This is a genomic window from Pseudomonas sp. SWI44 (genome assembly GCF_002947915.1).
GTDB classification, from domain to species: Bacteria; Pseudomonadota; Gammaproteobacteria; order Pseudomonadales; family Pseudomonadaceae; genus Aquipseudomonas; species Aquipseudomonas taiwanensis.
The window spans coordinates 15,820-37,224 of record NZ_CP026674.1 but is presented as its reverse complement, the minus strand read 5'-3'; the positions used below and the strand labels follow the sequence as shown (position 1 = coordinate 37,224).

Genomic DNA, 21,405 nt, shown 5'->3' with positions numbered 1-21,405 from the left:
CCAGGTGGTGTGTGTGGGTCGTATCAAGCTGTATTGGTGTCGCGGTAGCGGGCGTAAAGACCCGAACCGTCAAAACTTCGGAGACTACCTCTCTGCCGATATCGTCGAGTTCGTATCCGGCAAGAAAGTCGAACATTCGCCGATAAAATCCGCCGAACTCATTGCCATTGGCAGTGTCTTGGGGCGCGAGAAGAAAGCCAGGATCTGGGGCTTTCCACGCAAGCTGCACATCTGGGGGGCAGGCACCGCAGACGCGCAGGATCTGTTCTCGAGTCGGCACTACTACCACGCGGTACGTGGGCAGAAATGCGCATCGCGTATCCAGGGTTTGAAACGCCAGCCTGTGCTGGGCGATCCTGGGCTGCTTTCGTCTTCACTGGTCAACAGGCCACTGCACAAGCACACCCGCATCGGCATCATTCCACATATCAATCACCGTGCTGCTCCCGTCATCAAGGCGCTCTTACAGCACCTGCCGGGTTCGAAGGTCATTGATGTGTATTCGCCAGTAAAACAGGTGTTGTCCGAGATAGCCTCCTGTGAGTTCGTGCTGTCCACCAGTCTGCATGGGCTGATCGTTGCAGATTCCTACGGCGTGCCCAATAAATGGATGGCCATGGAAAGAAATGCCAACTGGGAGTTCAAGTTCCAGGACTACTACTCAGCCTTCGGCATCGTTGACCCCGCACCGATAACGCCCGACCAGATCTTGCAGGACGCTAATTGGTCTGTCGAAAGCTGCATGGGCGATTATCTTCGCCCAGGACTTGGCGATATCCAGCAAAACCTCATCAAGGCGTTCCCAGCGTTGTAACCGCCGATTCGACAAGCCGAGGCATTCGAGCTTCGGCTTGTCGACGGCCATAGCGCCAATTCCAGGTCGGATAGATACAAAAGCGTTCCCGAGCGTTCTGTTGCAATGCTTCCCAGGCGGCCGGCCTGAACAGCGTGCTCACAACCACAAGGAATACCGACCATGCAAATGCCCAAGACCCTGAGGATTCGTAACGGCGAGAAGGTGCAGCCCACCTTCAGCGCCCAGGAATACGCCGCTCGCCACGCCCGTCTGCGCGCCTACATGGCCGAGCACGACATCGAAGCCGCGATCTTCACCTCCTACCACAACGTCAACTATTACAGCGACTTCCTGTATTGCTCGTTTGGTCGTCCTTATGCGCTGGTGATCACCCAGGACAAGGTGGTGTCGATCAGCGCCAATATCGACGGCGGCCAACCCTGGCGCCGCACCGTAGGCACCGACAACATCGTCTACACCGACTGGCAGCGCGACAACTTCTACGTCGCCATCCAGCAGGCCCTGCCACTGGCGTCGCGCATCGGCGTGGAGTACGACCACCTCAACCTGCAGAACCACGCCAAGCTCGCCGCCTGCTACCCCAAGGCCGAGTTGCTGGACATCGGTGCTCCCTGCATGCGCATGCGCATGATCAAATCCGCCGAGGAACAGGCGCTAATTCGCCACGGCGCACGGGTGGCCGACATCGGTGGTGCGGCGGTCGTCGAAGCATTGCGCGACCAGGCACCGGAGTACGAAGTGGCGCTGCATGCCACCCAGGCCATGGTGCGCGAGATTGCCAGAAGTTTCCCCGATGCCGAATTGATGGACACCTGGACCTGGTTCCAGTCCGGGCTCAACACCGACGGTGCTCACAATCCGGTAACCAGCCGCAGGGTCAACAAAGGCGACATTCTCAGCCTCAACTGCTTCCCGATGATCGCCGGCTACTACACGGCGCTGGAGCGCACGCTGTTCCTGGACCACTGCCCGGACGAATACCTGCGCCTCTGGCAGGCCAACGTGGAAGTGCACGAGGCGGGACTGAAGCTGGTGCGCCCAGGCATGCGCTGCTGCGATATCGCCCGCGAGTTGAACGAGATCTTCCTGCGGCATGACCTGTTGCAGTACCGCACCTTCGGTTACGGCCACTCGTTCGGTACCCTCAGCCACTACTATGGCCGCGAAGCCGGGCTGGAGCTGCGCGAGGACATCGACACGGTGCTGGAACCGGGGATGGTGGTGTCGATCGAGCCGATGATCATGCTGCCGGAAGGGCGACCGGGGGCAGGCGGGTATCGCGAGCACGATATCCTCATCGTCAACGAGCATGGCGCCGAGAACATCACCAAGTTCCCGTATGGGCCAGAGCACAACATCGTTCGCAAGTAAGGACCGATGTCGGTCGCTTCGCGGGTGAACCCGCGCCCACCGGTCAGGCAGTGTGCTCAACAGCTGCCAGTACCCGTGGACGCTGGCTTGCCGGCGAGGCGGCCGAGGCATACAACAAGAACATCACTGAATGACCATCAGACCCTGCCTCCAATTAGAAGAATCAGAGGGTACCCGTCATGTCCAGCACCACCCTGAATGCATCCACACTCGACGCCGCTAGCCAGAGCGCCGAGCGCCAGGCCTTGCGCAAGGCCGCCCGCGCCAGCTTCATGGGCAACTTCGTCGAGTGGTTCGACTACGCCGCCTACGGTTACCTGGCCACCATCATCGCTGCGACCTTTTTCCCCCAGACCGACAAGACTACCGGCCTGTTGGCAACCTTCGCGGTATTTGCCCTGTCCTTTCTGGTCCGCCCTCTGGGCGGCGTGGTGTGGGGACATTTTGGTGACCGCCATGGGCGACGCAATGCGCTGTCACTGTCGATCCTGATCATGTCGATCTCGACATTCTGCATCGGCCTGCTGCCGGGCTATGGGCAAATCGGCCTGTGGGCGCCATCCCTGCTGTTGCTCATTCGCCTGGTCCAGGGCTTCTCCGCCTCAGGCGAGTATGCCGGGGCTTCGGCGTTTCTGGCTGAATACGCGCCACCCGGGCGGCGCGGGCTCTACACCAGTATCGTGCCGGCCAGTACCGCGGCGGGGCTGTTGTTCGGTGCGACCTTCGTGGCGGTGCTGCACGAAGTGCTCAGTACCGAAGACCTGCACAGTTGGGGATGGCGCCTGCCGTTCCTGCTGGCCGCCCCCTTTGGCCTGGTCGGCCGCTACATCCGCATGAGCCTGCAGGACACGCCCAAGTTCCTGGAAATGGAACAGCGTCTGGAGAGCAAGGCCTGCATGACCCCGGCACCGATTCGCGAATTGCTGTCCCGGCACCGTCGTAGCCTGGCCATTGGCATCGGCGTGACCTGCCTGAATGCCGTGGCCTTCTACCTGCTGCTGAGCTACATGCCAACCTACCTGTCCACCGAGATGGGCATGAGCGAGCGGGATTCGTTCATCGCCTCGACCGTGTCGCTGGCGACCTACATCGGCCTGATTTTCCTGATGGGACGGCTGTCCGACCACTTTGGCCGCAAGACCATGCTGGTAGTGGCTTCGCTGTTGTTCCTGGGGCTCACCATTCCGCTGTTCAAGTTGCTCGAGGGCCAGCCGCTGCTGGTGATCCTGGCGATCCAGATTCTGTTCGGAGCGATGCTGGCGATGAATGATGGAACGCTGCCGTGTCTGCTGGCGGAAATCTTCCCCACCCGGGTTCGCTTCAGTGGCTTTGCCTTGTGTTTCAACGTGGCCAATGCGCTGTTCGGCGGCACGGCTCCGTTCATCGCCACCTGGTTGATTCAACTGACGGGCAACAAGCTGGCCCCAGCGGGGTATCTGCTGGCTGCAGCGCTGGTGGCGTTGGTGGCGATGCTGATGTGCCGGGAAACGGCGCATGCGGCCTTGAAGGACTGAGCCGTCGATACGCGCCTGATGGGCGGCGAGCCGGTTACTACGCAGCGCAAGCCGAACCCGCCAGGCGCCGGCTTGCCGGCGATCAGGCTGTCAGTGCAACGAAGCCTGTCGCCGTTCGCCCAACGGCGACAAGCCAAAGAACCGGCTATAGCTCTTGGAAAAATGCGCCGGCGAGCTGAACCCGCAGGCCAACGCCACTTCCCGCACCTGCACATTGCTGCGCAGCAGCAACTCCCGCGCCCGCGACAGGCGCAATTCCAGGTAGTACTGGCTAGGCGTGCGCTGCAGGTACTTGTGGAACAAACGCTCAAGCTGGCGGACGGTCACCTCGTTGAGGCTGGCCAGTTCCTCCAGGCCCAGCGGCTCCTCAAGATTCGCCTCCATGATCGCCACCACCTGGCTGAGCTTGGGCTGTGCGCTGCCCAGCAGAGTGCGCAAGGGCACCCGCTGACGTTCCCGCTCACCGCGTACCCGGTCGCACAGCAGCAGCTCGGCGGCCTTGGCGGCGATGTCCTGCCCACCGGCTTCACGGGCCACCAGCTGCAGCATCATGTCCATGGCGGCCACACCGCCGGAGCAGGTATAGCGGTCGCGGTCGAGCTCGAACAGCTGGCTGGAGATGACGATGCCGGGAAACTGCTCCTGCAGGGTCTGTAGGTCTTCCCAGTGGATGGTGCAGCGGTAGCCTTTGAGCAGGTCGGCCCGCGCGAGCAGGTAGCTGCCGGTACAGATACCGCCCAGCGGCAGCCGTTGTCGCGCCAGTTGACGCAGCCAGTCGATGAGTGGTCGATTGCTCTCGCGCCCTCGATCGATGGGGTTGGCGCCCACCACGAACAGGGCATCCAGCGCCGGGCTGTTGGCGATGCTATGGTCAGGCAAGACGCGCATGCCATTGCTGGCCATGACCGGGGCATCGCTGGCTGCGATCAGGACGGTGCGGAACAAGGTGCGGCGGGCTGCCAAGTTGGCCATGCGCAAGGTCTCCACCGCCGAGGCCAGGCCGATGGTGGTGAAGTTCGGCAAGACCAGGAATCCGAACGTTCTGGTCGTGGACGGCGTACCAATCGTTGAAGCGGGGTGGACCATTGCGATCTTCCTGTGCAAGCTGAGGCGTAATTCGTCAGGGGCAGTGAAAAATTGAAGCCTCATGTGTTTCTTGTAGTTATGGGTCGTTGCCGGGTCGATCTTACACCCCGCGTACAGCGACCAGGAATGGACCTGATTGCACAGAAAAGGTGAACGTTGGTGAAACCCGATTCCATGCTGGCTGCGCTGCCAGGTGTCTTCATGCCCGCCGAGTCGATCCAGGTACTGCCCGATGCCGCAGCCTATCGGGCCTGCCTGCTGGAGCGCATCAAGGCGGCCACCCGGCGCATCGTCATCGTCGCGTTGTACCTGCAGGAGGACGAGGCCGGCCAGGAGGTACTCGACGCGCTGTACCAGGCCAAAGCCGCGCGGCCGGGGCTTGAGATCGTCATCGTGGTCGACTGGTTCCGGGCCCGGCGCGGCCTCCTGGGGGCAGGGCGCCAGCCGGGCAATGCCGCGTGGTACCAGGCCCAGCGCCAGTTGCGCGGGTTGGATGTGGTGATTCACGGCGTCCCGGTGCAAACCCGCGAGCTGTTCGGCGTGTTGCACCTGAAAGGCAGCGTCATCGACGATTGCGTGATCTATACCGGCGCCAGCTTGAATAACGTCTATCTGCATCGATTCGACCGCTATCGCCTGGACCGCTACCATCTGTTTAACTCGCCGGCGTTGGCCGATGCCGTGGTCGATCTGGTTCGACGCCTGCTGCATCATACCGCCACGCCGCGCCTGGACCTGCCGGCTCCGCCAGTGAACCGTGGCCTGCGCGCCGATATCCGGCGCCTGCGGGCTCGCTTGCGGCGCATGGCCTATGAAGTGCCAGCAGCGCAGCAGGGGGAGGGTGTGCGGGTGATTCCGCTGCTCGGCGTTGGGCGTGGCAACCTGCTCAACCGAACACTTTGCACGCTGTTGGCCACCGCCCGATCACAGATCATCATCAGCACGCCGTACTTCAACCCGCCACGGGTACTGATGCGCGAGATCGACCATGCCTTGGAACGCGGCGTGCGCATCGAGCTGATCGTCGGTCACCGAACGGCCAACGACTTCTATATCACGCCCGGTGAGCCGTTCAGTGCCAGCGGTGCCTTGCCCTACCTGTATGAAGACAATCTTCGGACCTTCGCCCGCCGTCGCGATGGCGCCATCGCCAGTGGTCAGCTGGTGGTGCGGGTGTGGAACGATCCAGGGCATACCTTCCATGCCAAAGGGCTGTGGATCGACCAGCGTTATTCACTGCTGACCGGCAACAATCTCAACCCGCGCGGGTTCAACCTGGACCTGGAAAACGGTTTGCTGATCGACGACCCGCAAGGGCACTGGCTGGTACCTCGGGCATCCGAGCTTGAGTCGTTGCGCCACCATGCACCGAAGATTGCCTCGGCAGAAGAACTGGGTATCCAGGCCGAACATCCCAAGGAAGTGCGCAGGTTTTTGCGCAGGCTGCGCTACAGTCGATTGGAGCCTTTGATCAAGCGCGTGTTGTGAGGACGGGCCAGCGTCCAGGTTAACCTGAAGGCGGCATATTCAAATGAATGTGCCCCCTCTGAAAAGCCATGACAAGCGCATACAATCAGCGGCTTTCACGTTAACCAGATAGGCCAATCCGTATCATGGCGCTTGACCCTCCTACGATGCTGACCATTTCGATCGCCCTGGCCGCCGCGGCTGCCTTGTACCTGGCAATCGAGTGGCGTAGCGTTCGCGAACCTTCTTTGCTGTTCTGGAGTGCCGGGTTCGCCACGATCACCGTCGGTTCCACCTTGGCCTTGCTGCGGGGAGTCGGCCTGCTGCTGATCGGGATCTGGTTCGCCAACGGCTTGCTGGTGGTCGCCCACGCGTTCTTCCTGGCCGGGGTAATGCATTTCACCCAGGCGCGGTGGTCCAAAGCATGGCTGCTGATCGTGCTGGCGTGGTTCGCCTTGCTGCTGCTCCCCGTGGGGCCGCAGTGGTCAAAGGTCATGCTGATGGTCAACTCGCTGCTGGTGTCGCTGTTGACGCTCTGGGCCAGCTTCCTGCTGCGCCCGCATGGCAAATCATTGAGCGTGGGTGCGGTGCAACTGCGCTATGTGTTGCTCATCCATGGGCTGTTCTACGTCGCCAAGGCGGTCATCGCGATCATGCCGGGCACCTTGATCGACCTGGCCACCTTCGGCGGGCTGATCATCCAGATTTCCCTGGTCGAGGGGGCAATGGCGATCATGCTGATCGCCTTGTCGATGACGGGCACCGTGCGCTACAGGCGCGAAGAACGTATTGCCCGACTGGCCGCGCGCGACCCACTGACGGCCCTGTACAACCGCCGTGCACTGGAAGTGCGTGCAACCCACCTGTTCAAGGATGTCAGCCCGGCGCGACCGGGGGCCTTGCTGCTGATCGATATCGACAATTTCAAGCTGGTCAACGACCTGCATGGTCATGCAGCTGGTGATCGCCTGCTGGTTACCCTGAGCGAAATGATTCGTGCGCTGCTACCAGAGCGTTCGCTGGCCGCCCGGCTGGGGGGCGATGAGTTCGTCATTCTGCTCAGCGATGCCAGTCGTGAGCGCGTGGAGGCGTTGGGTGGTCGATTGCGGGAGCAGTTTCGGGAGGCGGCGGCGCAGAACCTGCCAACACCTGAGGCGGTGACCCTGAGCATCGGTGCCAACCTGTTCGACCAGCCGCCAGTCAGTCTGGCCGCGCTGATCGAACAAGGTGATGTGGCGTTGTATCAGTCCAAGCGGGGTGGGCGTAACAGCATTCGGTTGGTTGACCGCACGGTGTAGCGCCTGCTCGGCTGGTCGCCATCGGCCGTGGGTCAGGCCACTACCTGGTAGCATGGCACGTAGGCCGCGCCGCCGGGCAGTTTCATTCGGTGCTGGTCGACGAACGCCTGCAACAGACGACCCAATGGGTCCATCACGGCGCGGTCGCCGCGAATCTGGTACGGCCCGTGTTCCTCGATCAGGCGAATGCCCTTGTCCTTGACGTTGCCGGCTACGATCCCGGAAAACGCCCGGCGTAGGTTGGCCGCCAGCTCATGGGGCGGCAGCTCCCGGCGCAGGTCCAGATCCGCCATGTTCTGGTGAGTAGGGTCGAATGGACGCTGGAAGCTCTCCTCGATCTTCAGCAACCAGTTGAAGTGGAATGCGTCGTTTCGCTCGCGGCGGAACTGCTTGACCTCCTTGAGGCCCTCGACCATGTGCCGGGCCACCTCGGCCGGGTCGTCGATGATGATCTTGTACAGGCGGTGAGCGGCTTCGCCGAGGGTCGAGCCGACGAACTGGTGCAACTGCTGCAGGTAGGGTTCGGCACTGCGTGGGCCGGTGAGAATGACCGGGAACGGCAGGTCCTTGTTGTCCGGGTGCATGAGGATGCCCAGCAGGTACAGGAACTCTTCTGCAGTACCGGCACCGCCGGGGAAGATGATGATGCCGTGGCCGACACGGACGAAGGCTTCCAGGCGCTTCTCGATGTCCGGCAGGATCACCAATTCGTTGACGATCGGGTTGGGCGCCTCGGCGGCGATGATGCCCGGCTCGGTCAGGCCCAGGTAACGGCTGCCGTGCATGCGCTGCTTGGCGTGGGCAATGGTGGCACCTTTCATCGGGCCCTTCATCACACCCGGCCCGCAGCCGGTGCAGACGTCCAGCTTGCGCAGGCCCAGCTCGTGGCCGACCTTCTTGGTGTACTGGTACTCCTCGCTGCTGATCGAGTGACCGCCCCAGCACACGACCATTTTGGGCTCGACGCCCGGACGCAGGGTGCGTGCGTTGCGCAGCAGGTGGAAGACGTAGTCGGTGATGCCTTGGGAGCTTTCCAGATCGATGCGCTGGCTGGCCAGCTCGCTTTCGGTGTAGACGATATCGCGCAGGGCGCAGAACAGCATTTCACGGGTGCTGGCGATCATTTCGCCATCGACGAAGGCATCGGCCGGGGCATTGAGCAGCTCCAGGCGTACGCCGCGGTCTTGCTGGTGAATACGGACCTCGAAGTCTTGGTAGGCCTCAAGTATGGTCTTGGCATTGTCGACATGGGCGCCGGTGTTGAGGATGGCCAGGGCGCACTGGCGGAATAGGGTGTAGAGGCTACCGGTACCGACTTCACTCAGTTGTTGGACTTCACGTTGCGACAGCGTTTCCAGGCTGCCTTTGGGGCTGACGGATGCATTGATGACATTGCGTTGGGGCATCTAAGTCTTTCCTGTGCAGGTAAAACATCCTTCTTTGACACCACCATACCGACAATTTCACCTGGCAACGAGAGGGGTCAATAAAATCTTGACGTGGCATGGCCCTCTTCGCGGGTTTACCCGCGAAGAGGGCCATGCCACGTCAACCGCTCATCCGAACAGCTTTTGCACCCCCAGGGTAATGGCCAGGCCACCCCCGACCAGCCACAGGTTGAGGATCGCGCCGGTGGCCAACGCCCGGGGGCCGGCCTGGCGAATCTGGCTCAAGCGGGTTTCCATGCCCAGAGCGGTCATGGCCATGGTCAGGGCGAAGGTGTCGAGGCTGTTGACCGTCTGGATCAGCCCGCTTGGCAGGACCTGCAGCGAATTCACCAGCACCAGCGCGAGGAAACCGAAGGCGAACCAAGGCATGGCGATGCGCCCGTTGCCGTGCACCTGGCCGGCCTTGCGCGAGCGGCTGATCCACACACCCACTACCAGCAACACGGGGACCAGCAGCATGACCCGGGTCATCTTGACGATGGTAGCGATGTGCGTGGCCTCTGAGCTGATGTTGCTGGCGGCGCCCACCACCTGGGCAACTTCATGGACGGTGCCGCCGAGGAACAGGCCGGCACCGAGGGTGTCGAGCGGGATCCAGCCAGCATTGATCGCCAACGGGTAGAGAAACATCGACAGGGTGCCGAACAACACCACGCTGCCGACGGCCATGGCGCTTTTGTGCGGGGCGCTGCGCAGGGCGGATTCGAACGCCAGTACGGCGGCGGCGCCGCAGATCGCGCTGCCCGCGGCAGTAAGCAGCGCGGTATCGCGGTCCAGCTTGAGCAGTTTCATGCCGCACCAGAGGCCGATCAGCAGGGTGCTGACGACAATCAGCAGCGACACCGTCAACCCCGACCAACCGACCTCGGCGATTTCCTGCAGACTGACCCGTAGACCAAAGAATGCCACGGCAATTCGCAGCAGCTGGCGAGCAGAAAAGTTGATACCTGCCGCCCAACTGTCAGGCACGCCATGGCGCAGCGCGTTGCCATACAGGGCACCTGCGACGATGCCGACGATCAGCGGGCTGATGCCAAGATTGGCGATGGCAGGCAGGCCGGCCAACTGGGTGACCGCAAGCGCGAATAGCGCGACGAACAGAACGCCATTGAGCCGCCCTCGGGTGGCGAGGGTAGGAGCAAAGGCAGGGTGGGACGGAACCGTGGCCATGTGAGTCCTCCGGAAAGGTGTTTCGACATGACCTACGTTAATCTGGTTATAAGCTTATAAAAAATCGTAATTTAGAATGGAAAATATCCGTTTAGCTGATATTTTATTCTCATGACCCCAGAACAACTGATAACGTTCGCCACGGTTGCGGAACACGGCAACATCAGCCATGCGGCCCAGGCGCTGCACCTGTCGCAGCCGGCGGTGTCTGGCCAGCTCAAGTTGCTGCAGGAGGCCTTTGGCGAACCTCTCTATCAGCGCGCCGGCCGGGGTGTGCGGCTGACAGCTGCCGGGGAGCAGTTGCTGGCCCATGCTGAGCGCCTGCGCGAAACGTTTCGTCAGGCCCAGGCATTGCGCGAGGCCATGCGTGGGCTGGAGCGCGGTACCTTGCGCATCGGCGCCAGCACCACGCCTGCCAGCTACCTGCTGCCGTACCTAATTGCCGATTTCCATGCTCGCTACCCGGAGGTGCTGGTGAGCACTTCCAACGGCAACACGGCGGAGATCGTCGCCGCGCTCGACAGCGTCGACATCGCCCTGATCGAAGGGCCGCCGGGACAGGAGCTGCCATTGGGCACGGTGGTGACGGCGTGGCGGGAAGACGAGATCGTCGCCATCGTGCCGCGTGGGCATCCGCTGGCTGGCAGTGACCAGCAAACGCTGGCGGCGCTAGGGGCCTACCCACTGGTGCTGCGCGAGAGCGGCTCGGGTGTGCGACAGATCGTCGAGCGGGCATTTGCCCGCAGCGGCGTGGCGATGCGTGTGGCGCTGGAGATTGCCGGGGTGGAAGGGGTGAAGGAGGCGGTGCGGGCCGGGATGGGGATCGGTTTCGTGTCGGCGATGTCGATCCGTCACGAGGATGGCGCGTTGCACCGGTTGCAGGTTGTGCCGCAGGCGTTGGTGCGGCGGTTTTCCATTCTGGTCCCGCATGCCGCCTCCCCGTCGCGGGCGGCGGCGCGGTTTCTGGAATTATGTATTGGCCTGCAAGCGTCGGGTTGACTGTGTTGGCCGCCAATTACCGGCTTTGTGATCGAAGTTTATTGCCGGGGCGGTATAGCGTCGGGGGGAATTGACGCGTCAGCCAAGTGGCCTGTTAAAACTGCCAGTGTTCAGGCCATGGCTTTCTCTTTAAAGTGGCCCTTCCGTCAGGCGCGGGGTGATTCACGATGGATCGTTGTTTTCGCAGTGCCAGCTGCCACAACCGTCAGTGCCATGACCTGGCCTACACGCCCTATGGTGTGTCCGTCAGTTCCCAATGTTCATCGCGTGTTGGTTTTGCGGGCCAATGGCAGGACACACTCAGTGGCTGTTATCTGCTGGGTATGGGGCGGCGGATGTACGATCCCTCACTGGGTCGTTTTGTCAGCCCCGACGTCTTGAGCCCGTTTGGTAGCGGCGGTGTAAATGCCTATGCCTACTGCGCTGGCGATCCAGTGAATTACGTCGACCCTTCAGGGCTCAGCAGGAGCGGCGTCGGAAGGCAAGCGAATCCTCAAAAGCGCTTGGATATCAGCGTTCTGAAAAGCGCGAATCTTCGACCAAGCTTGTATCCACAGCTCGCGAACTTCAGGCAACAGGCTAAGGGAATGACTGGATGGCCCATGGAAAGGGAAACAGTAGTTGCACGGATATATAAACACGAGGTTCCGCACTACGGTTACAGTAGGTTTGATTTAACGTACAACTTTGCTGCTGATGATTTTTCAGTGAATTTTGTGTATGGGTCACCTATTTTTCATCTGCCGGCTGGTAACTATGAGGTAAAAAAGGATACCTACGTATTGGGTGTTGGAGCGTTTCAGCCCGCACGTGGGCTCAGGAATTATAAATCTCGTGAAGTCAGTAAAGCAGATTTTGGAGGGTTTTCTCTTCCTGCTGTTCAGCACCCTAGAGCGCAACTTGCAGAGTCTGCATGGCCTGAAGTCGCCAAAGCAATTTGGGATGTGCGTCTTCGACGGGAAATTGACCAATTTGACAAGATGCTGCAAAGCTATTCACCACCAGACGCCCCCACGCCACCCCCCAGGCGGCGTTAACCTGGAAAGCGAGTGCGCCTGACACCTGCCGGGACACTCAGCGGCGAACCTTGCACCGCACCGATACACTGGCCGCCGCGCTCGACCATGGCGATGAAGAAGGTTACCCGGGGGATAGCCAGAGGGCACCGCTCAGGCCCAGCACCGGCGGGTTGCGCAAGGTAAGCGCATCGCCCAGGTGTTTATCCGATCGCGACATCGGTTGTGGCCTGGCTGCGCCGTGTCACTCGTCTGCGTAATTCATGATCGACAACAGGCGGATGGGTACTTGCACCAGCTGCTCGGGGCCGTGCGGGGTCTCGCCGTCGAAGGTCAGGCTGTCACCGGCCTGCATGTGATAGAGCTGGTTGCCGTGGCGATACACCAGCTCGCCCTCCAGCAAGTGGAGGAACTCGGTGCCGGGGTGAGCGAAGGTCGGGAATTCTTCACTGGCGTCGTCCATGGTCACCATGTACGCCTCGAAGTTTTTTTTCGGCCCCCTGGCGTGATTGAGCAGATGGTAGGTGTGGCCTTTTTCGGTCCCGCGGCGAACCACCTCCAATCCTTCGCCGGCCTTCACCAGCAAGGCATTGCCGTCGGGCTGGTCATATTGGCTGAACAGCTTTGCCATCGGCATACCCAGCACGTCGCACAGGCGACTGAGCGTGTCGAGGCTGGTGGACACTTGGGCGTTCTCGATCTTGCTCAGCATGCCTTGGCTGATGCCGGCGATGCGCGCCACATCGGCGAGCTTGAGGGACTGGGCCTGGCGCTGGCGCTTGATCTGCAGGCCCAGGTACTGCTCAAGGCGGAGGCGGGGTTCGGTCTCGGTCAACATCACGTTTCCTTTCACGCGTTGCACTGTTTCAGTTCAGGAATAAAGATTTCGCACTGGGAAAGCGCAGGGTGAGGCTGCAGCAGACGCCTCTTTCCTCGGGTGAAAACTAGTTTCCCACATATATAAAAGAAAAACTGCCCCATGGCCGGACTGGCTTCATCGTCGACAAGCCGGCGCCTGCACGGGTAAAGCATTACCCCAAGCGCCGGCTTGCTGGCGACAGGGGCACTCCTGGCAAAAAGTTGGCAAGGCTGTTGCATTCCTGATAGGAAAGTAAATTTCCCGTGCGGAATTACATGCAGGTCCACCATGCCTTGCCCCCTTACCCAGGAGTGTTCAACCCATGTTGCCAGCAGAAACCCAGCGCACCCTCGATCAACACGGCATCAAGTACGTGTTGGCCCAATTCGTCGATATCCATGGCTCGGCGAAAACCAAATCGGTGCCGGTATCGGGCCTGAAGATGGTGGCCGAGGAGGGCGCCGGCTTCGCCGGGTTCGCCATCTGCGGTATGGGCATGGAACCCCATGGTCCGGACTTCATGGCCCGTGGTGATCTGTCCACACTGATCCCGGTGCCTTGGCAGCCCGGCTATGGTCGCGTGGTGTGCGTCGGTCACGTCAATGGCCAACCCTGGCCTTACGACAGCCGCTACGTGCTGCAACAACAGGTACAGCGCCTGGCCGACAAAGGCTGGACCCTGAACACTGGCCTTGAACCGGAGTTCAGCCTGTTTCGTCGGGACGAAAGCGGCAAGCTGCAGTTGGTGGATGCCTCGGACAACCTCGACAAACCTTGCTACGACTACAAAGGCTTGTCGCGTTCGCGGCTGTTCCTCGAGCGCCTGACCGAGGCCCTGCAGCCGGTCGGCTTCGACATCTACCAGATAGACCACGAGGATGCCAACGGCCAGTTCGAGATCAACTACACCTATTCCGATGCCATGGAGTCGGCCGACCGTTTCACGTTCTTCCGCATGGCCGCCGGCGAGATCGCCAACGACCTGGGGATGATCTGCTCGTTCATGCCCAAACCTGACCCCAAGCGTGCGGGCAATGGCATGCACTTTCACCTGTCGCTGGCCAGCAGCACCAACAAGAACCTGTTCCACGATCCCTCCGACAGCAGCGGCATGGGACTGTCCAAGCTGGCCTACCACTTCGCCGCCGGCCTATTGGCCCATGGGCCGGCCCTGTGTGCCTTCGCCGCGCCAACGGTCAACTCGTACAAGCGCCTGGTGGTGGGCCGTTCGCTGTCTGGCGCCACCTGGGCTCCGGCTTTCGTCGCCTACGGCGCCAACAATCGCTCGGCCATGGTGCGCATTCCTTACGGGCGCCTGGAGTTTCGCCTGCCGGACGCGGGCTGCAACCCTTATCTGGTCACCGCCGCGATCATCGCCGCCGGCCTGGATGGTATCGACCGGCAGTTGGAGCCGGGCGAGATGTGCAACGAGAACCTCTACAACCTCAGCCTCGAAGAGATCGCCGACCGCGGCATCAAGACCCTGCCGCAGTCGCTCAAGGAAGCCGCCGACGCCCTGGAGGCCGACCCGCTGTTCCGCGAGGTGTTGGGTGCCGAGATCGTCGACGAGTTCATCAAGCTCAAGCGCATGGAGTGGGTGGAATACAGCCGCCATGTCTCCGACTGGGAAATCCAGCGTTACACCGAGTTCTTCTGACCGCCCCCAATCCCCTGGGCGGCTACAGCGAGCGCGGTCGCCCACTGCCTTGTAAGGAGTATCACCATGTGTGGAATCGTAGGTCTGTACCTGAAAAAGCCCGAGCTGGAGGCCCAACTCGGCAAGCTGTTCGAACCCATGCTGCAAGCCATGACCGATCGCGGCCCCGACAGTGCCGGCTTTGCCATCTATGGCGACGAAGTGGCCGAGGGTTGGGTTAAGTTGACCTTGCAGGCCAGCGACATCGACTACCCCTGGACCGCCCTGATGGGCGAGCTGGAAGGGCGTCTTGGCTGCTCGCTGGACTGGTTCCAGAACGCCAGTGCCGCCGTGTTGAAGGTACACAGCAGCGAGGCCGCCGTGCGCCAGGCACTGGTCGAGCTGGCGCCGAACGTGCGCATCATGAGCGCTGGGCGGAGCATCGAGATTCTCAAGGGCATGGGCCTACCGGCGGAGATTTCCAGCCGTTTCGGCCTGGCCACCATGAAGGGCAGCCACATCATTGGTCATACCCGCATGGCCACCGAAAGCGCGGTGACCATGGAGGGCAGCCACCCGTTTTCCACCGGCGCCGACCTGTGCCTGGTGCACAACGGCTCGCTGTCCAACCACTTCCGTCTGCGCCAGGAGCTCAAGCGCGAAGGCATCAGCTTCGAGACCGACAACGACACCGAGGTGGCTGCCGGCTACCTGACCTGGCGCCTTCGCCAGGGCGACACCCTGGCCCAGGCCCTGGATGGTGCGCTGGAGGACCTGGATGGCTTCTTCACTTTCGCCATCGGCACCCGCAACGGCTTTGCCGTGATTCGCGACCCGATCGCCTGCAAGCCGGCGGTGCTGGCCGAGACCGATGACTACGTGGCCATGGCCTCGGAGTACCAGGCCCTGGCCAGTCTGCCAGGCATCGACAAGGCCAGGGTCTGGGAACCAGCACCCGCCACCCTCTACGTCTGGGAGCGCGAAAGCGCCTGACCCTTTCACCGAACACTGGAGCACTTGCATGAAGACCATCGACCTTTCCAGCGCCTCGGTGCGCGAGCTCAACCAGGCCTTGCACGGCGAGGTGCAAGACCGTGAATGGCGGGTCAGCCACCCGGACGGCAAGCACAACCTGGCTGTAGGCATCAACCAGGCCGTTTCCGTGGACATCGACGGCCATGCCGGCTACTACTGCGCCGGAATGAACCAGAGGGCTAGCGTTACCGTGCACGGCAATGTCGGCGTGGGCGTTGCCGAGAACATGATGTCCGGCTCCGTGCGCGTCAAGGGCAGCGCCTCGCAAGCAGCCGGCGCGACTGCCCATGGCGGCTTGCTGGTGATCGAGGGCGATGCCGGAGCGCGTTGCGGCATTTCCATGAAGGGCGTGGACATCGTCGTCGGCGGCAGCATTGGCCATATGAGCTGCTTCATGGGCCAGGCCGGGCGCCTGGTGGTGTGCGGCGATGCGGGCGATGCACTGGGCGATTCACTGTATGAGGTGCGTATCTACGTCAAAGGCACGGTGCAGTCGCTGGGTTCTGACTGCATCGAAAAGGAAATGCGCGCCGAACACCTGCAAGAGCTGCAAGAGCTGCTGAACAAGGCCGGCCTCGACCACAAGGCCGCCGATTTCAAACGCTACGGCTCGGCTCGCCAGCTGTACAACTTCAAAGTCGACAACGCCAGCGCGTACTGAATCAGGAGCACCATCATGAGCGAGCAACCCACCCCGGTACTGCGTGAGTCGGCCACCTTCGACCGCCTGACCATCCAGGAAATCCAGCGCGCCGCCGAAACCGGCATCTATGACATTCGTGGCGGTGGCACCAAGCGCCGTGTGCCGCATTTCGACGATCTGTTGCTGCTGGGCGCCAGCGTGTCGCGGTACCCGTTGGAAGGCTACCGCGAAAAATGCGGCACGGACGTAGTCCTGGGCACCCGTTTTGCCAAGAAGCCGATACACCTGAAAATCCCGGTGACCATCGCCGGCATGAGCTTCGGCGCGTTGTCAGCCAACGCCAAGGAGGCTCTGGGCCGTGGGGCCACCATCGCCGGTACCAGTACCACCACCGGTGACGGCGGCATGACCACGGAAGAGCGCGGCCAGTCGCAGCATCTTGTCTACCAGTACCTGCCTTCGCGCTATGGCATGAACCCGGATGACCTGCGCAAGGCCGACGCCATCGAGATCGTCCTTGGCCAGGGCGCCAAGCCTGGCGGCGGCGGTATGTTGCTGGGCATGAAAGTGACCGAGCGGGTGGCCGGTATGCGCACCTTGCCGATCGGGGTCGATCAGCGCAGCGCCTGCCGCCACCCGGATTGGACCGGACCGGATGACCTGGCGATCAAGATTGCCGAGCTGCGCGAGATCACCGATTGGGAAAAGCCCATCTACGTCAAGATCGGTGCCAGCCGACCGTACTATGACGTGAAGCTGGCGGTGAAGGCCGGTGCGGACGTGATCGTGCTCGACGGCATGCAGGGCGGTACCGCAGCGACCCAGGAAGTGTTCATTGAGCACGTGGGTATCCCGATCCTGCCAGCCATCCCGCAAGCGGTGCAGGCGCTGCAGGAAATGGGCATGCACCGCCAGGTTCAACTGATTGTCTCCGGAGGCATCCGCAATGGTGCTGACGTGGCCAAAGCCATGGCCTTGGGCGCCGATGCCGTGGCCATCGGGACTGCCGCGCTGATCGCCCTGGGCGACAACCATCCACGGCTGGATGCCGAACTGAAAAAAATCGGCTCGGCTGCCGGCTTCTACGACGACTGGCAGAACGGCCGAGACCCAGCGGGTATCACCACGCAGGACCCGGAGCTGGCCAAGCGCCTGAACCCGGAGGAGGCCGGTCGTCGCCTGGCCAACTACCTGCGGGTCCTGGTGCTCGAAGCCCAGACCATGGCCCGCGCCTGCGGCAAGTCGCACCTGCACAACCTTGACCCTGAGGACCTGGTGGCGCTGACGGTGGAAGCAGCGGCCATGGCGCGGGTGCCGCTGGCGGGTACTGCCTGGGTACCGGGGCAGGCGCAGTACTGATGTTGTTGCACTGACTGCTCTGGTCTCATCGCCGGCTTGCCGGCGATGAGACCGATGCAACGCCTACATCGGCAACAGCCGATCCTGGATCACCTCTTTCATCACCAATGTCGAACTCAACCGTTTCACATTGGGAATGCTGGTCAATTGCTCGTCGTACAGCTTCTGAAACGCCGGCAGGTCCTTGGCCACCACATGCAACAAGTAATCTGGGTCGCCAAACAACCGCTGGGCCTCGACGATCTGCGGAATTTCACCCAGTGCGCCTTCGAAATCGGCCACGGGCTGGCGGGTGACTTCGCGCAAGGTGACGAACACCAATGCCGCGAAATTGAGCCCCAAGGCCGAGGGCGCCAAGCGTGCGTGATAGCCAAGAATCGCGCCGTTCTCCTCCAGCGCCTTCAGCCGCCTGTGGCATGGCGACAGGCTCAGGCCGACGCGGTCGGCGAGCTCTGTGACCGACAGCCGACCGTCTTTTTGCAGTTCGGCAAGTATCTTTCTGTCTGTTCTGTCCATTGGGAAGAATCTTCCACCAAATAACGTTCCGCGGGGAATATACGAAAGAAAATCCCCTGGCGGAACCCGTACGCTGTGTCCATCCCCTACCGCGTGCAAAGGAAGTTTAAAGTGGCTATGAGTGTGCTGATGGCGTTCTGGGCCGTGTCGTTGCTGTTCGTGATTACCCCCGGAGCCGACTGGGCATATGCCATCTCGGCGGGCATGCGTGGGCGCTGGGTGATGCCGGCGGTAGCAGGAATGCTGTCGGGGCATTTCATGGCCACACTGGTGGTGGCGGCGGGTGTTGGTACCGTGCTGGCGGGGCACCCCGTGGCCTTGATGTTGCTGACGCTGGCCGGCTGCATCTACTTGCTGTGGCTGGGCGGCAATCTGTTGCTCAGCCCACCGGTGCCGCAATCGGGGCAAAGCAGTATTGCTGACTCTGGCAAGCGCTGGGCACTGAAGGGCTTTTGCGTGAGCGGCCTGAACCCCAAGGTGTTCCTGTTGTTCCTGGCCTTGCTGCCGCAGTTCACCGACCCGCAATCGAGCTGGCCGGTACCGTTGCAGATTCTGCTGCTGGGCCTGGTGCACCTGTGCAGTTCGCTGGTGGTCTATTCGCTGGTGGGGTACGGCGCCAAGGCGGTGCTGAGCAGCCGTCCGGGCGCGGCCAGGATGGTCGGGCGGGTGTCAGGGGGGGTGATGATCCTGGTCGCAGTGGGGTTGATTGCCGGGCAGTTGGGCAGTTGATCACGCCTTTGTCGGCTCAGCGCATGAAATGCACTTTGCCGGTATCGTCATTACCCATGTAGATCCCATACACCCCCGCCTGCCGTTCAAGGATGTAACGCTCGAGAATCTGTCGGATCGCCGGGTAGTAGATGTCGTCCCAGGGAATCTCGTCAGGCTCGAAGAACTGGTAAGCCATTGTCTCGGGCCCGAACTGGCCGGTCTCTTCGGTGGCGATGGCGCGGAAGATGATGTACACCTCGCTGATCTTCGGCACGCTGAAGATCGAATAAGGCGAGACGATATCGGCGCGCACGCCGCTTTCTTCCCAGACTTCGCGCAGGGCCGCCTGTTCGGTGGTTTCACCGGCCTCCATGAAACCGGCCGGCAAGGTCCAGGTGCCTGGACGGGGAGGGATGGCACGCTGGCACAGCAGGTACTTGCCCTCGCGCTCGATGATGCAGCCGGCGATGATCTTCGGGTTGATGTAGTGGACGTAGCCACAGCCAGGGCAGTGCAGGCGCTCGTGGGTGTCGCCAGTGGGAACGCCCCGGGCCAGTTCCGTGGTGCAGTGCGGGCAGTAGCGCGGGGCGGTGGGCATGGTCAGCGGCCTATGCGAGGTTCCTTGAGGGCCAGGGGCTCGACGATATCGCGCACCTTGGTGTTGTCGTCCTGCTTCTGGCGCAGGTATTCCAGCGCTACCTTGGCGGCGGCGCGAACGTGGTCGACCGAAGCTTGGTGGGCAACCACTGGGTCGCCACTCTTGATCGCCTCGACAATCTTCTCCATCTCACGGTTGCTGGCGCCGCGGCGGTTCTCTTGCGACACCGAAGTGGCGCGCAGGTAGCTGATGCGGGCCTGAAGCTGGCGTAGCTGTTGCGCCGCCACCTGGTTGCCGGAGCCTTCGAGCAGGACGTCGTAGAAGCCTTGTACCGACTCGAGCACTTGCTGCAGTTCGCCTTCTTCGAGGGCTTCGCGGTTGACCTCGAGGGCGCGCTCAAGGGCGCGGATGTCCTTGGCCTTGGCGTTGAGCGTGAACAGCTGCACGATCAGGCCTTCGAGTACACAGCGCAGCTCGTAGATGTCGCGGGCATCTTCCAGGGTGATGATGGCAACGCGTGGGCCCTTGGCGTCGGCGAATTCCACCAGGCCTTCGGATTCCAGGTGACGCAGGGCTTCGCGCACCGAGGTGCGGCTCACGCCAAGGCGGTCGCAGAGGTCGCGCTCTACCAGGCGGTCGCCTGGTAGAAGGTGGAAATTCATGATCGCGCCGCGCAGCTTGTCGAGCACGATTTCACGCAGAGTAACGGGGTTGCGGTTGACCTTGAAGCTGTCGTCGAGTGGCTGGCGTTTCATCAGGTGCGCTCTTTATGAGGCTGTTGCGCCAACATCGCGGAGTGCCTTGAACCTGGCACTCCTTGCAGTGGTTCGAACAGCCCGTTGTTAACGGGTTGACTCCGCATCGGCTTCGGCGAACGCTTCGCGGGCCAGGCGGAAACTGTCCACCGCCGCGGGTACGCCGCAATAAATGCCGACCTGGAGCAGGATCTCGCGAATCTGTTCACGGCTCAGGCCATTGCGCAATGCGCCGCGAATGTGCAGCTTGAGCTCGTGGGGCCGGTTGAGCGCGGAAATCATGGCCAAGTTTATCATGCTGCGCTCTTTGAGCGACAAGCCTTCGCGGCCCCAGACGTGGCCCCAGCAGTACTCGGTGACCAGCTCCTGCAAGGGCTTGGTGAAGTCGTCGGCATTCTGGATCGAACGGTTGACGTACTCCTCGCCCAGCACCTGGGTACGGATCTGCAGGCCCTTGTCGTACTTTTCGTTGCTCATTGCCGTGCTCCGAATGAAAAAGGGGGCCGCAACCGAGGGTGAGAGGGTGGGCGCGGCCCCTGAAAACAGGGGAATGTGTGTGAGCTTCTGCGCGGCTTTACCCGCGAAGAAGCCAACACCGCTTCCTTGGGGGTCTTAACCCAAAGGTGGCAGGGCACCTAGCTTGCCTTTGTGGTAGACCATCGGCGTCACCGGCTCGGCTGGCAGCACCAGGTTCTTCACCGCGCCAACGATGATCGCGTGGTCGCCGCCGTCGTATTCACGCCACAGTTCGCACTCTATGATCGCCGTGGCCTTGCTCAGCAACGGGTTGCCCAGTTCGCTCAGGTGCCATTCGATGCCTTTGGCCTTGTCCTTGCCTTTACCGGCGAAGGCGTAAGCCTCAGCAGTCTGGTCGGCTGACAGCAGGTGAATGGCGAACTGCTTGCTGTCACGCAGGATCGGGTAGGTGTCGGAGGCGTAGTTGGGACAGAACAGCACCAGTGCCGGGTCGATCGACAGCGCGCTGAACGCGCTGGCGGTGATGCCGACGATGGCGCCGTCGGCATCGAGGGTGGTGACCACCGTCACGCCGGACGGGAAGGAGCCCATCACGTCTTTGTAGATGCCAGGTTCGATCATCTCGTGTTA

21 protein-coding genes are annotated in these 21,405 nt (G+C 61.9%); 12 read left to right on the top strand and 9 right to left on the bottom strand.

The annotated features are described in order from the left end of the window. Positions 1-13: 13 nt before the first annotated feature. From C4Q26_RS00190 to C4Q26_RS00180, 3 genes are all read left to right on the top strand, one after another. A complete protein-coding gene (locus C4Q26_RS00190) occupies positions 14-814 on the top strand; it encodes a polysaccharide pyruvyl transferase family protein (protein ID WP_023380237.1) in 801 nt (266 codons plus the stop codon). Positions 815-976: 162 nt separating this feature from the next. Beyond that, complete coding sequence (locus C4Q26_RS00185; RefSeq protein ID WP_023380238.1) at positions 977-2,188, top strand: M24 family metallopeptidase; 1,212 nt, start codon at positions 977-979, stop codon at positions 2,186-2,188. A gap of 179 nt (positions 2,189-2,367) precedes the next feature. Next, complete coding sequence (locus C4Q26_RS00180; RefSeq protein WP_104882535.1) at positions 2,368-3,702, top strand: MFS transporter; 1,335 nt, start codon at positions 2,368-2,370, stop codon at positions 3,700-3,702. Between the two features lie 90 nt (positions 3,703-3,792). Here the strand turns inward: C4Q26_RS00180 and C4Q26_RS00175 are convergent, their stop codons facing one another. Next, positions 3,793-4,788 carry a GlxA family transcriptional regulator gene (locus tag C4Q26_RS00175; RefSeq protein ID WP_023380242.1) on the bottom strand — a complete coding sequence of 332 codons (996 nt, stop codon included), beginning with the start codon at positions 4,786-4,788 and terminating at the stop codon, positions 3,793-3,795. 159 nt (positions 4,789-4,947) lie between these two features. Between C4Q26_RS00175 and pssA the strand changes: the two genes are divergently transcribed. Continuing rightward, on the top strand, positions 4,948-6,276 hold the full coding sequence (gene pssA / locus C4Q26_RS00170) for a CDP-diacylglycerol--serine O-phosphatidyltransferase (RefSeq protein WP_104882534.1): 1,329 nt from the start codon (positions 4,948-4,950) through the stop codon (positions 6,274-6,276). Positions 6,277-6,401: 125 nt separating this feature from the next. Further along, a complete protein-coding gene (locus C4Q26_RS00165) occupies positions 6,402-7,553 on the top strand; it encodes a GGDEF domain-containing protein (RefSeq protein ID WP_081669660.1) in 1,152 nt (383 codons plus the stop codon). 32 nt (positions 7,554-7,585) lie between these two features. Here C4Q26_RS00165 and ppnN read toward each other — a convergent pair whose 3' ends face one another. Together ppnN and C4Q26_RS00155 are read right to left on the bottom strand one after the other, a co-directional pair. After that, positions 7,586-8,959, bottom strand: coding sequence for a nucleotide 5'-monophosphate nucleosidase PpnN (gene ppnN / locus C4Q26_RS00160; RefSeq protein ID WP_023380248.1), 1,374 nt, complete (start codon positions 8,957-8,959; stop codon positions 7,586-7,588). A gap of 150 nt (positions 8,960-9,109) precedes the next feature. Further along, positions 9,110-10,171, bottom strand: coding sequence for a YeiH family protein (locus C4Q26_RS00155; RefSeq protein WP_027907192.1), 1,062 nt, complete (start codon positions 10,169-10,171; stop codon positions 9,110-9,112). Between the two features lie 111 nt (positions 10,172-10,282). Here C4Q26_RS00155 and C4Q26_RS00150 point away from each other — a divergent pair, with 111 nt between their 5' ends. Together C4Q26_RS00150 and C4Q26_RS00145 are read left to right on the top strand one after the other, a co-directional pair. Next, positions 10,283-11,170, top strand: a complete 888-nt coding sequence (locus C4Q26_RS00150) for a LysR family transcriptional regulator (RefSeq protein WP_104882533.1) — start codon at positions 10,283-10,285, stop codon at positions 11,168-11,170. A 167-nt stretch (positions 11,171-11,337) separates the two neighbouring features. After that, entirely contained in the window at positions 11,338-12,207 is an 870-nt protein-coding gene (locus tag C4Q26_RS00145) for an RHS repeat-associated core domain-containing protein (RefSeq protein ID WP_104882532.1), read from the top strand. A 223-nt stretch (positions 12,208-12,430) separates the two neighbouring features. Here C4Q26_RS00145 and C4Q26_RS00140 read toward each other — a convergent pair whose 3' ends face one another. Next, positions 12,431-13,024: a cupin domain-containing protein gene (locus C4Q26_RS00140; protein ID WP_023380252.1), complete on the bottom strand. Its 594-nt coding sequence runs from the start codon at positions 13,022-13,024 to the stop codon at positions 12,431-12,433. A gap of 343 nt (positions 13,025-13,367) precedes the next feature. Between C4Q26_RS00140 and glnT the strand changes: the two genes are divergently transcribed. The 4 genes from glnT to C4Q26_RS00115 all read left to right on the top strand — a co-directional run bounded on the left by glnT (position 13,368) and on the right by C4Q26_RS00115 (position 17,718). Further along, complete coding sequence (gene glnT, locus C4Q26_RS00130) at positions 13,368-14,702, top strand: type III glutamate--ammonia ligase (RefSeq protein WP_023380254.1); 1,335 nt, start codon at positions 13,368-13,370, stop codon at positions 14,700-14,702. A gap of 66 nt (positions 14,703-14,768) precedes the next feature. After that, positions 14,769-15,674 (top strand): glutamine amidotransferase family protein, encoded by a 906-nt coding sequence (locus C4Q26_RS00125; RefSeq protein WP_023380255.1) that lies wholly within the window; start codon positions 14,769-14,771, stop codon positions 15,672-15,674. Positions 15,675-15,702: 28 nt separating this feature from the next. Beyond that, positions 15,703-16,377 carry a glutamate synthase subunit alpha gene (locus tag C4Q26_RS00120; protein ID WP_023380256.1) on the top strand — a complete coding sequence of 225 codons (675 nt, stop codon included), beginning with the start codon at positions 15,703-15,705 and terminating at the stop codon, positions 16,375-16,377. 15 nt (positions 16,378-16,392) lie between these two features. After that, positions 16,393-17,718: an FMN-binding glutamate synthase family protein gene (locus tag C4Q26_RS00115; RefSeq protein ID WP_027907194.1), complete on the top strand. Its 1,326-nt coding sequence runs from the start codon at positions 16,393-16,395 to the stop codon at positions 17,716-17,718. A 63-nt stretch (positions 17,719-17,781) separates the two neighbouring features. Here C4Q26_RS00115 and C4Q26_RS00110 read toward each other — a convergent pair whose 3' ends face one another. Further along, a complete protein-coding gene (locus C4Q26_RS00110; protein ID WP_023380258.1) occupies positions 17,782-18,234 on the bottom strand; it encodes an Lrp/AsnC family transcriptional regulator in 453 nt (150 codons plus the stop codon). Positions 18,235-18,345: 111 nt separating this feature from the next. On the opposite strand from C4Q26_RS00110, the gene C4Q26_RS00105 reads away from it, so the two are divergent. Then, positions 18,346-18,963 (top strand): LysE family translocator, encoded by a 618-nt coding sequence (locus C4Q26_RS00105; RefSeq protein ID WP_023380259.1) that lies wholly within the window; start codon positions 18,346-18,348, stop codon positions 18,961-18,963. 16 nt (positions 18,964-18,979) lie between these two features. On the opposite strand, the gene C4Q26_RS00100 is transcribed toward C4Q26_RS00105, so the two are convergent. The 4 genes from C4Q26_RS00100 to C4Q26_RS00085 form a co-directional block, all read right to left on the bottom strand. Next, positions 18,980-19,543, bottom strand: coding sequence for an NUDIX hydrolase (locus tag C4Q26_RS00100; RefSeq protein WP_027907195.1), 564 nt, complete (start codon positions 19,541-19,543; stop codon positions 18,980-18,982). A 2-nt stretch (positions 19,544-19,545) separates the two neighbouring features. Then, the gene (locus C4Q26_RS00095; RefSeq protein WP_023380261.1) at positions 19,546-20,298 is read right to left on the bottom strand and encodes a GntR family transcriptional regulator; all 753 of its coding nucleotides are present in this window, start codon (positions 20,296-20,298) and stop codon (positions 19,546-19,548) included. Positions 20,299-20,385: 87 nt separating this feature from the next. After that, a complete protein-coding gene (locus tag C4Q26_RS00090; protein ID WP_023380262.1) occupies positions 20,386-20,775 on the bottom strand; it encodes a carboxymuconolactone decarboxylase family protein in 390 nt (129 codons plus the stop codon). 135 nt (positions 20,776-20,910) lie between these two features. Then, the gene (locus tag C4Q26_RS00085) at positions 20,911-21,396 is read right to left on the bottom strand and encodes a flavin reductase family protein (RefSeq protein ID WP_104881861.1); all 486 of its coding nucleotides are present in this window, start codon (positions 21,394-21,396) and stop codon (positions 20,911-20,913) included. Positions 21,397-21,405 lie beyond the last annotated feature (9 nt).

Bases quoted from the DNA above. Each gene is read 5' to 3' on its own strand.
- C4Q26_RS00185 (WP_023380238.1), top strand. From the start codon at position 977: ATGCAAATGCCCAAGACCCTGAGGATTCGTAACGGCGAGAAGGTGCAG.
- C4Q26_RS00180 (WP_104882535.1), top strand. From the start codon at position 2,368: ATGTCCAGCACCACCCTGAATGCATCCACACTCGACGCCGCTAGCCAG.
- C4Q26_RS00175 (WP_023380242.1), bottom strand. From the start codon at position 4,788: ATGGTCCACCCCGCTTCAACGATTGGTACGCCGTCCACGACCAGAACG.
- C4Q26_RS00165 (WP_081669660.1), top strand. From the start codon at position 6,402: ATGGCGCTTGACCCTCCTACGATGCTGACCATTTCGATCGCCCTGGCC.
- ppnN (WP_023380248.1), bottom strand. From the start codon at position 8,959: ATGCCCCAACGCAATGTCATCAATGCATCCGTCAGCCCCAAAGGCAGC.
- C4Q26_RS00155 (WP_027907192.1), bottom strand. From the start codon at position 10,171: ATGGCCACGGTTCCGTCCCACCCTGCCTTTGCTCCTACCCTCGCCACC.
- C4Q26_RS00150 (WP_104882533.1), top strand. From the start codon at position 10,283: ATGACCCCAGAACAACTGATAACGTTCGCCACGGTTGCGGAACACGGC.
- C4Q26_RS00145 (WP_104882532.1), top strand. From the start codon at position 11,338: ATGGATCGTTGTTTTCGCAGTGCCAGCTGCCACAACCGTCAGTGCCAT.
- C4Q26_RS00140 (WP_023380252.1), bottom strand. From the start codon at position 13,024: ATGTTGACCGAGACCGAACCCCGCCTCCGCCTTGAGCAGTACCTGGGC.
- glnT (WP_023380254.1), top strand. From the start codon at position 13,368: ATGTTGCCAGCAGAAACCCAGCGCACCCTCGATCAACACGGCATCAAG.
- C4Q26_RS00125 (WP_023380255.1), top strand. From the start codon at position 14,769: ATGTGTGGAATCGTAGGTCTGTACCTGAAAAAGCCCGAGCTGGAGGCC.
- C4Q26_RS00120 (WP_023380256.1), top strand. From the start codon at position 15,703: ATGAAGACCATCGACCTTTCCAGCGCCTCGGTGCGCGAGCTCAACCAG.
- C4Q26_RS00115 (WP_027907194.1), top strand. From the start codon at position 16,393: ATGAGCGAGCAACCCACCCCGGTACTGCGTGAGTCGGCCACCTTCGAC.
- C4Q26_RS00110 (WP_023380258.1), bottom strand. From the start codon at position 18,234: ATGGACAGAACAGACAGAAAGATACTTGCCGAACTGCAAAAAGACGGT.
- C4Q26_RS00100 (WP_027907195.1), bottom strand. From the start codon at position 19,543: ATGCCCACCGCCCCGCGCTACTGCCCGCACTGCACCACGGAACTGGCC.
- C4Q26_RS00095 (WP_023380261.1), bottom strand. From the start codon at position 20,298: ATGAAACGCCAGCCACTCGACGACAGCTTCAAGGTCAACCGCAACCCC.
- C4Q26_RS00090 (WP_023380262.1), bottom strand. From the start codon at position 20,775: ATGAGCAACGAAAAGTACGACAAGGGCCTGCAGATCCGTACCCAGGTG.
- C4Q26_RS00085 (WP_104881861.1), bottom strand. From the start codon at position 21,396: ATGATCGAACCTGGCATCTACAAAGACGTGATGGGCTCCTTCCCGTCC.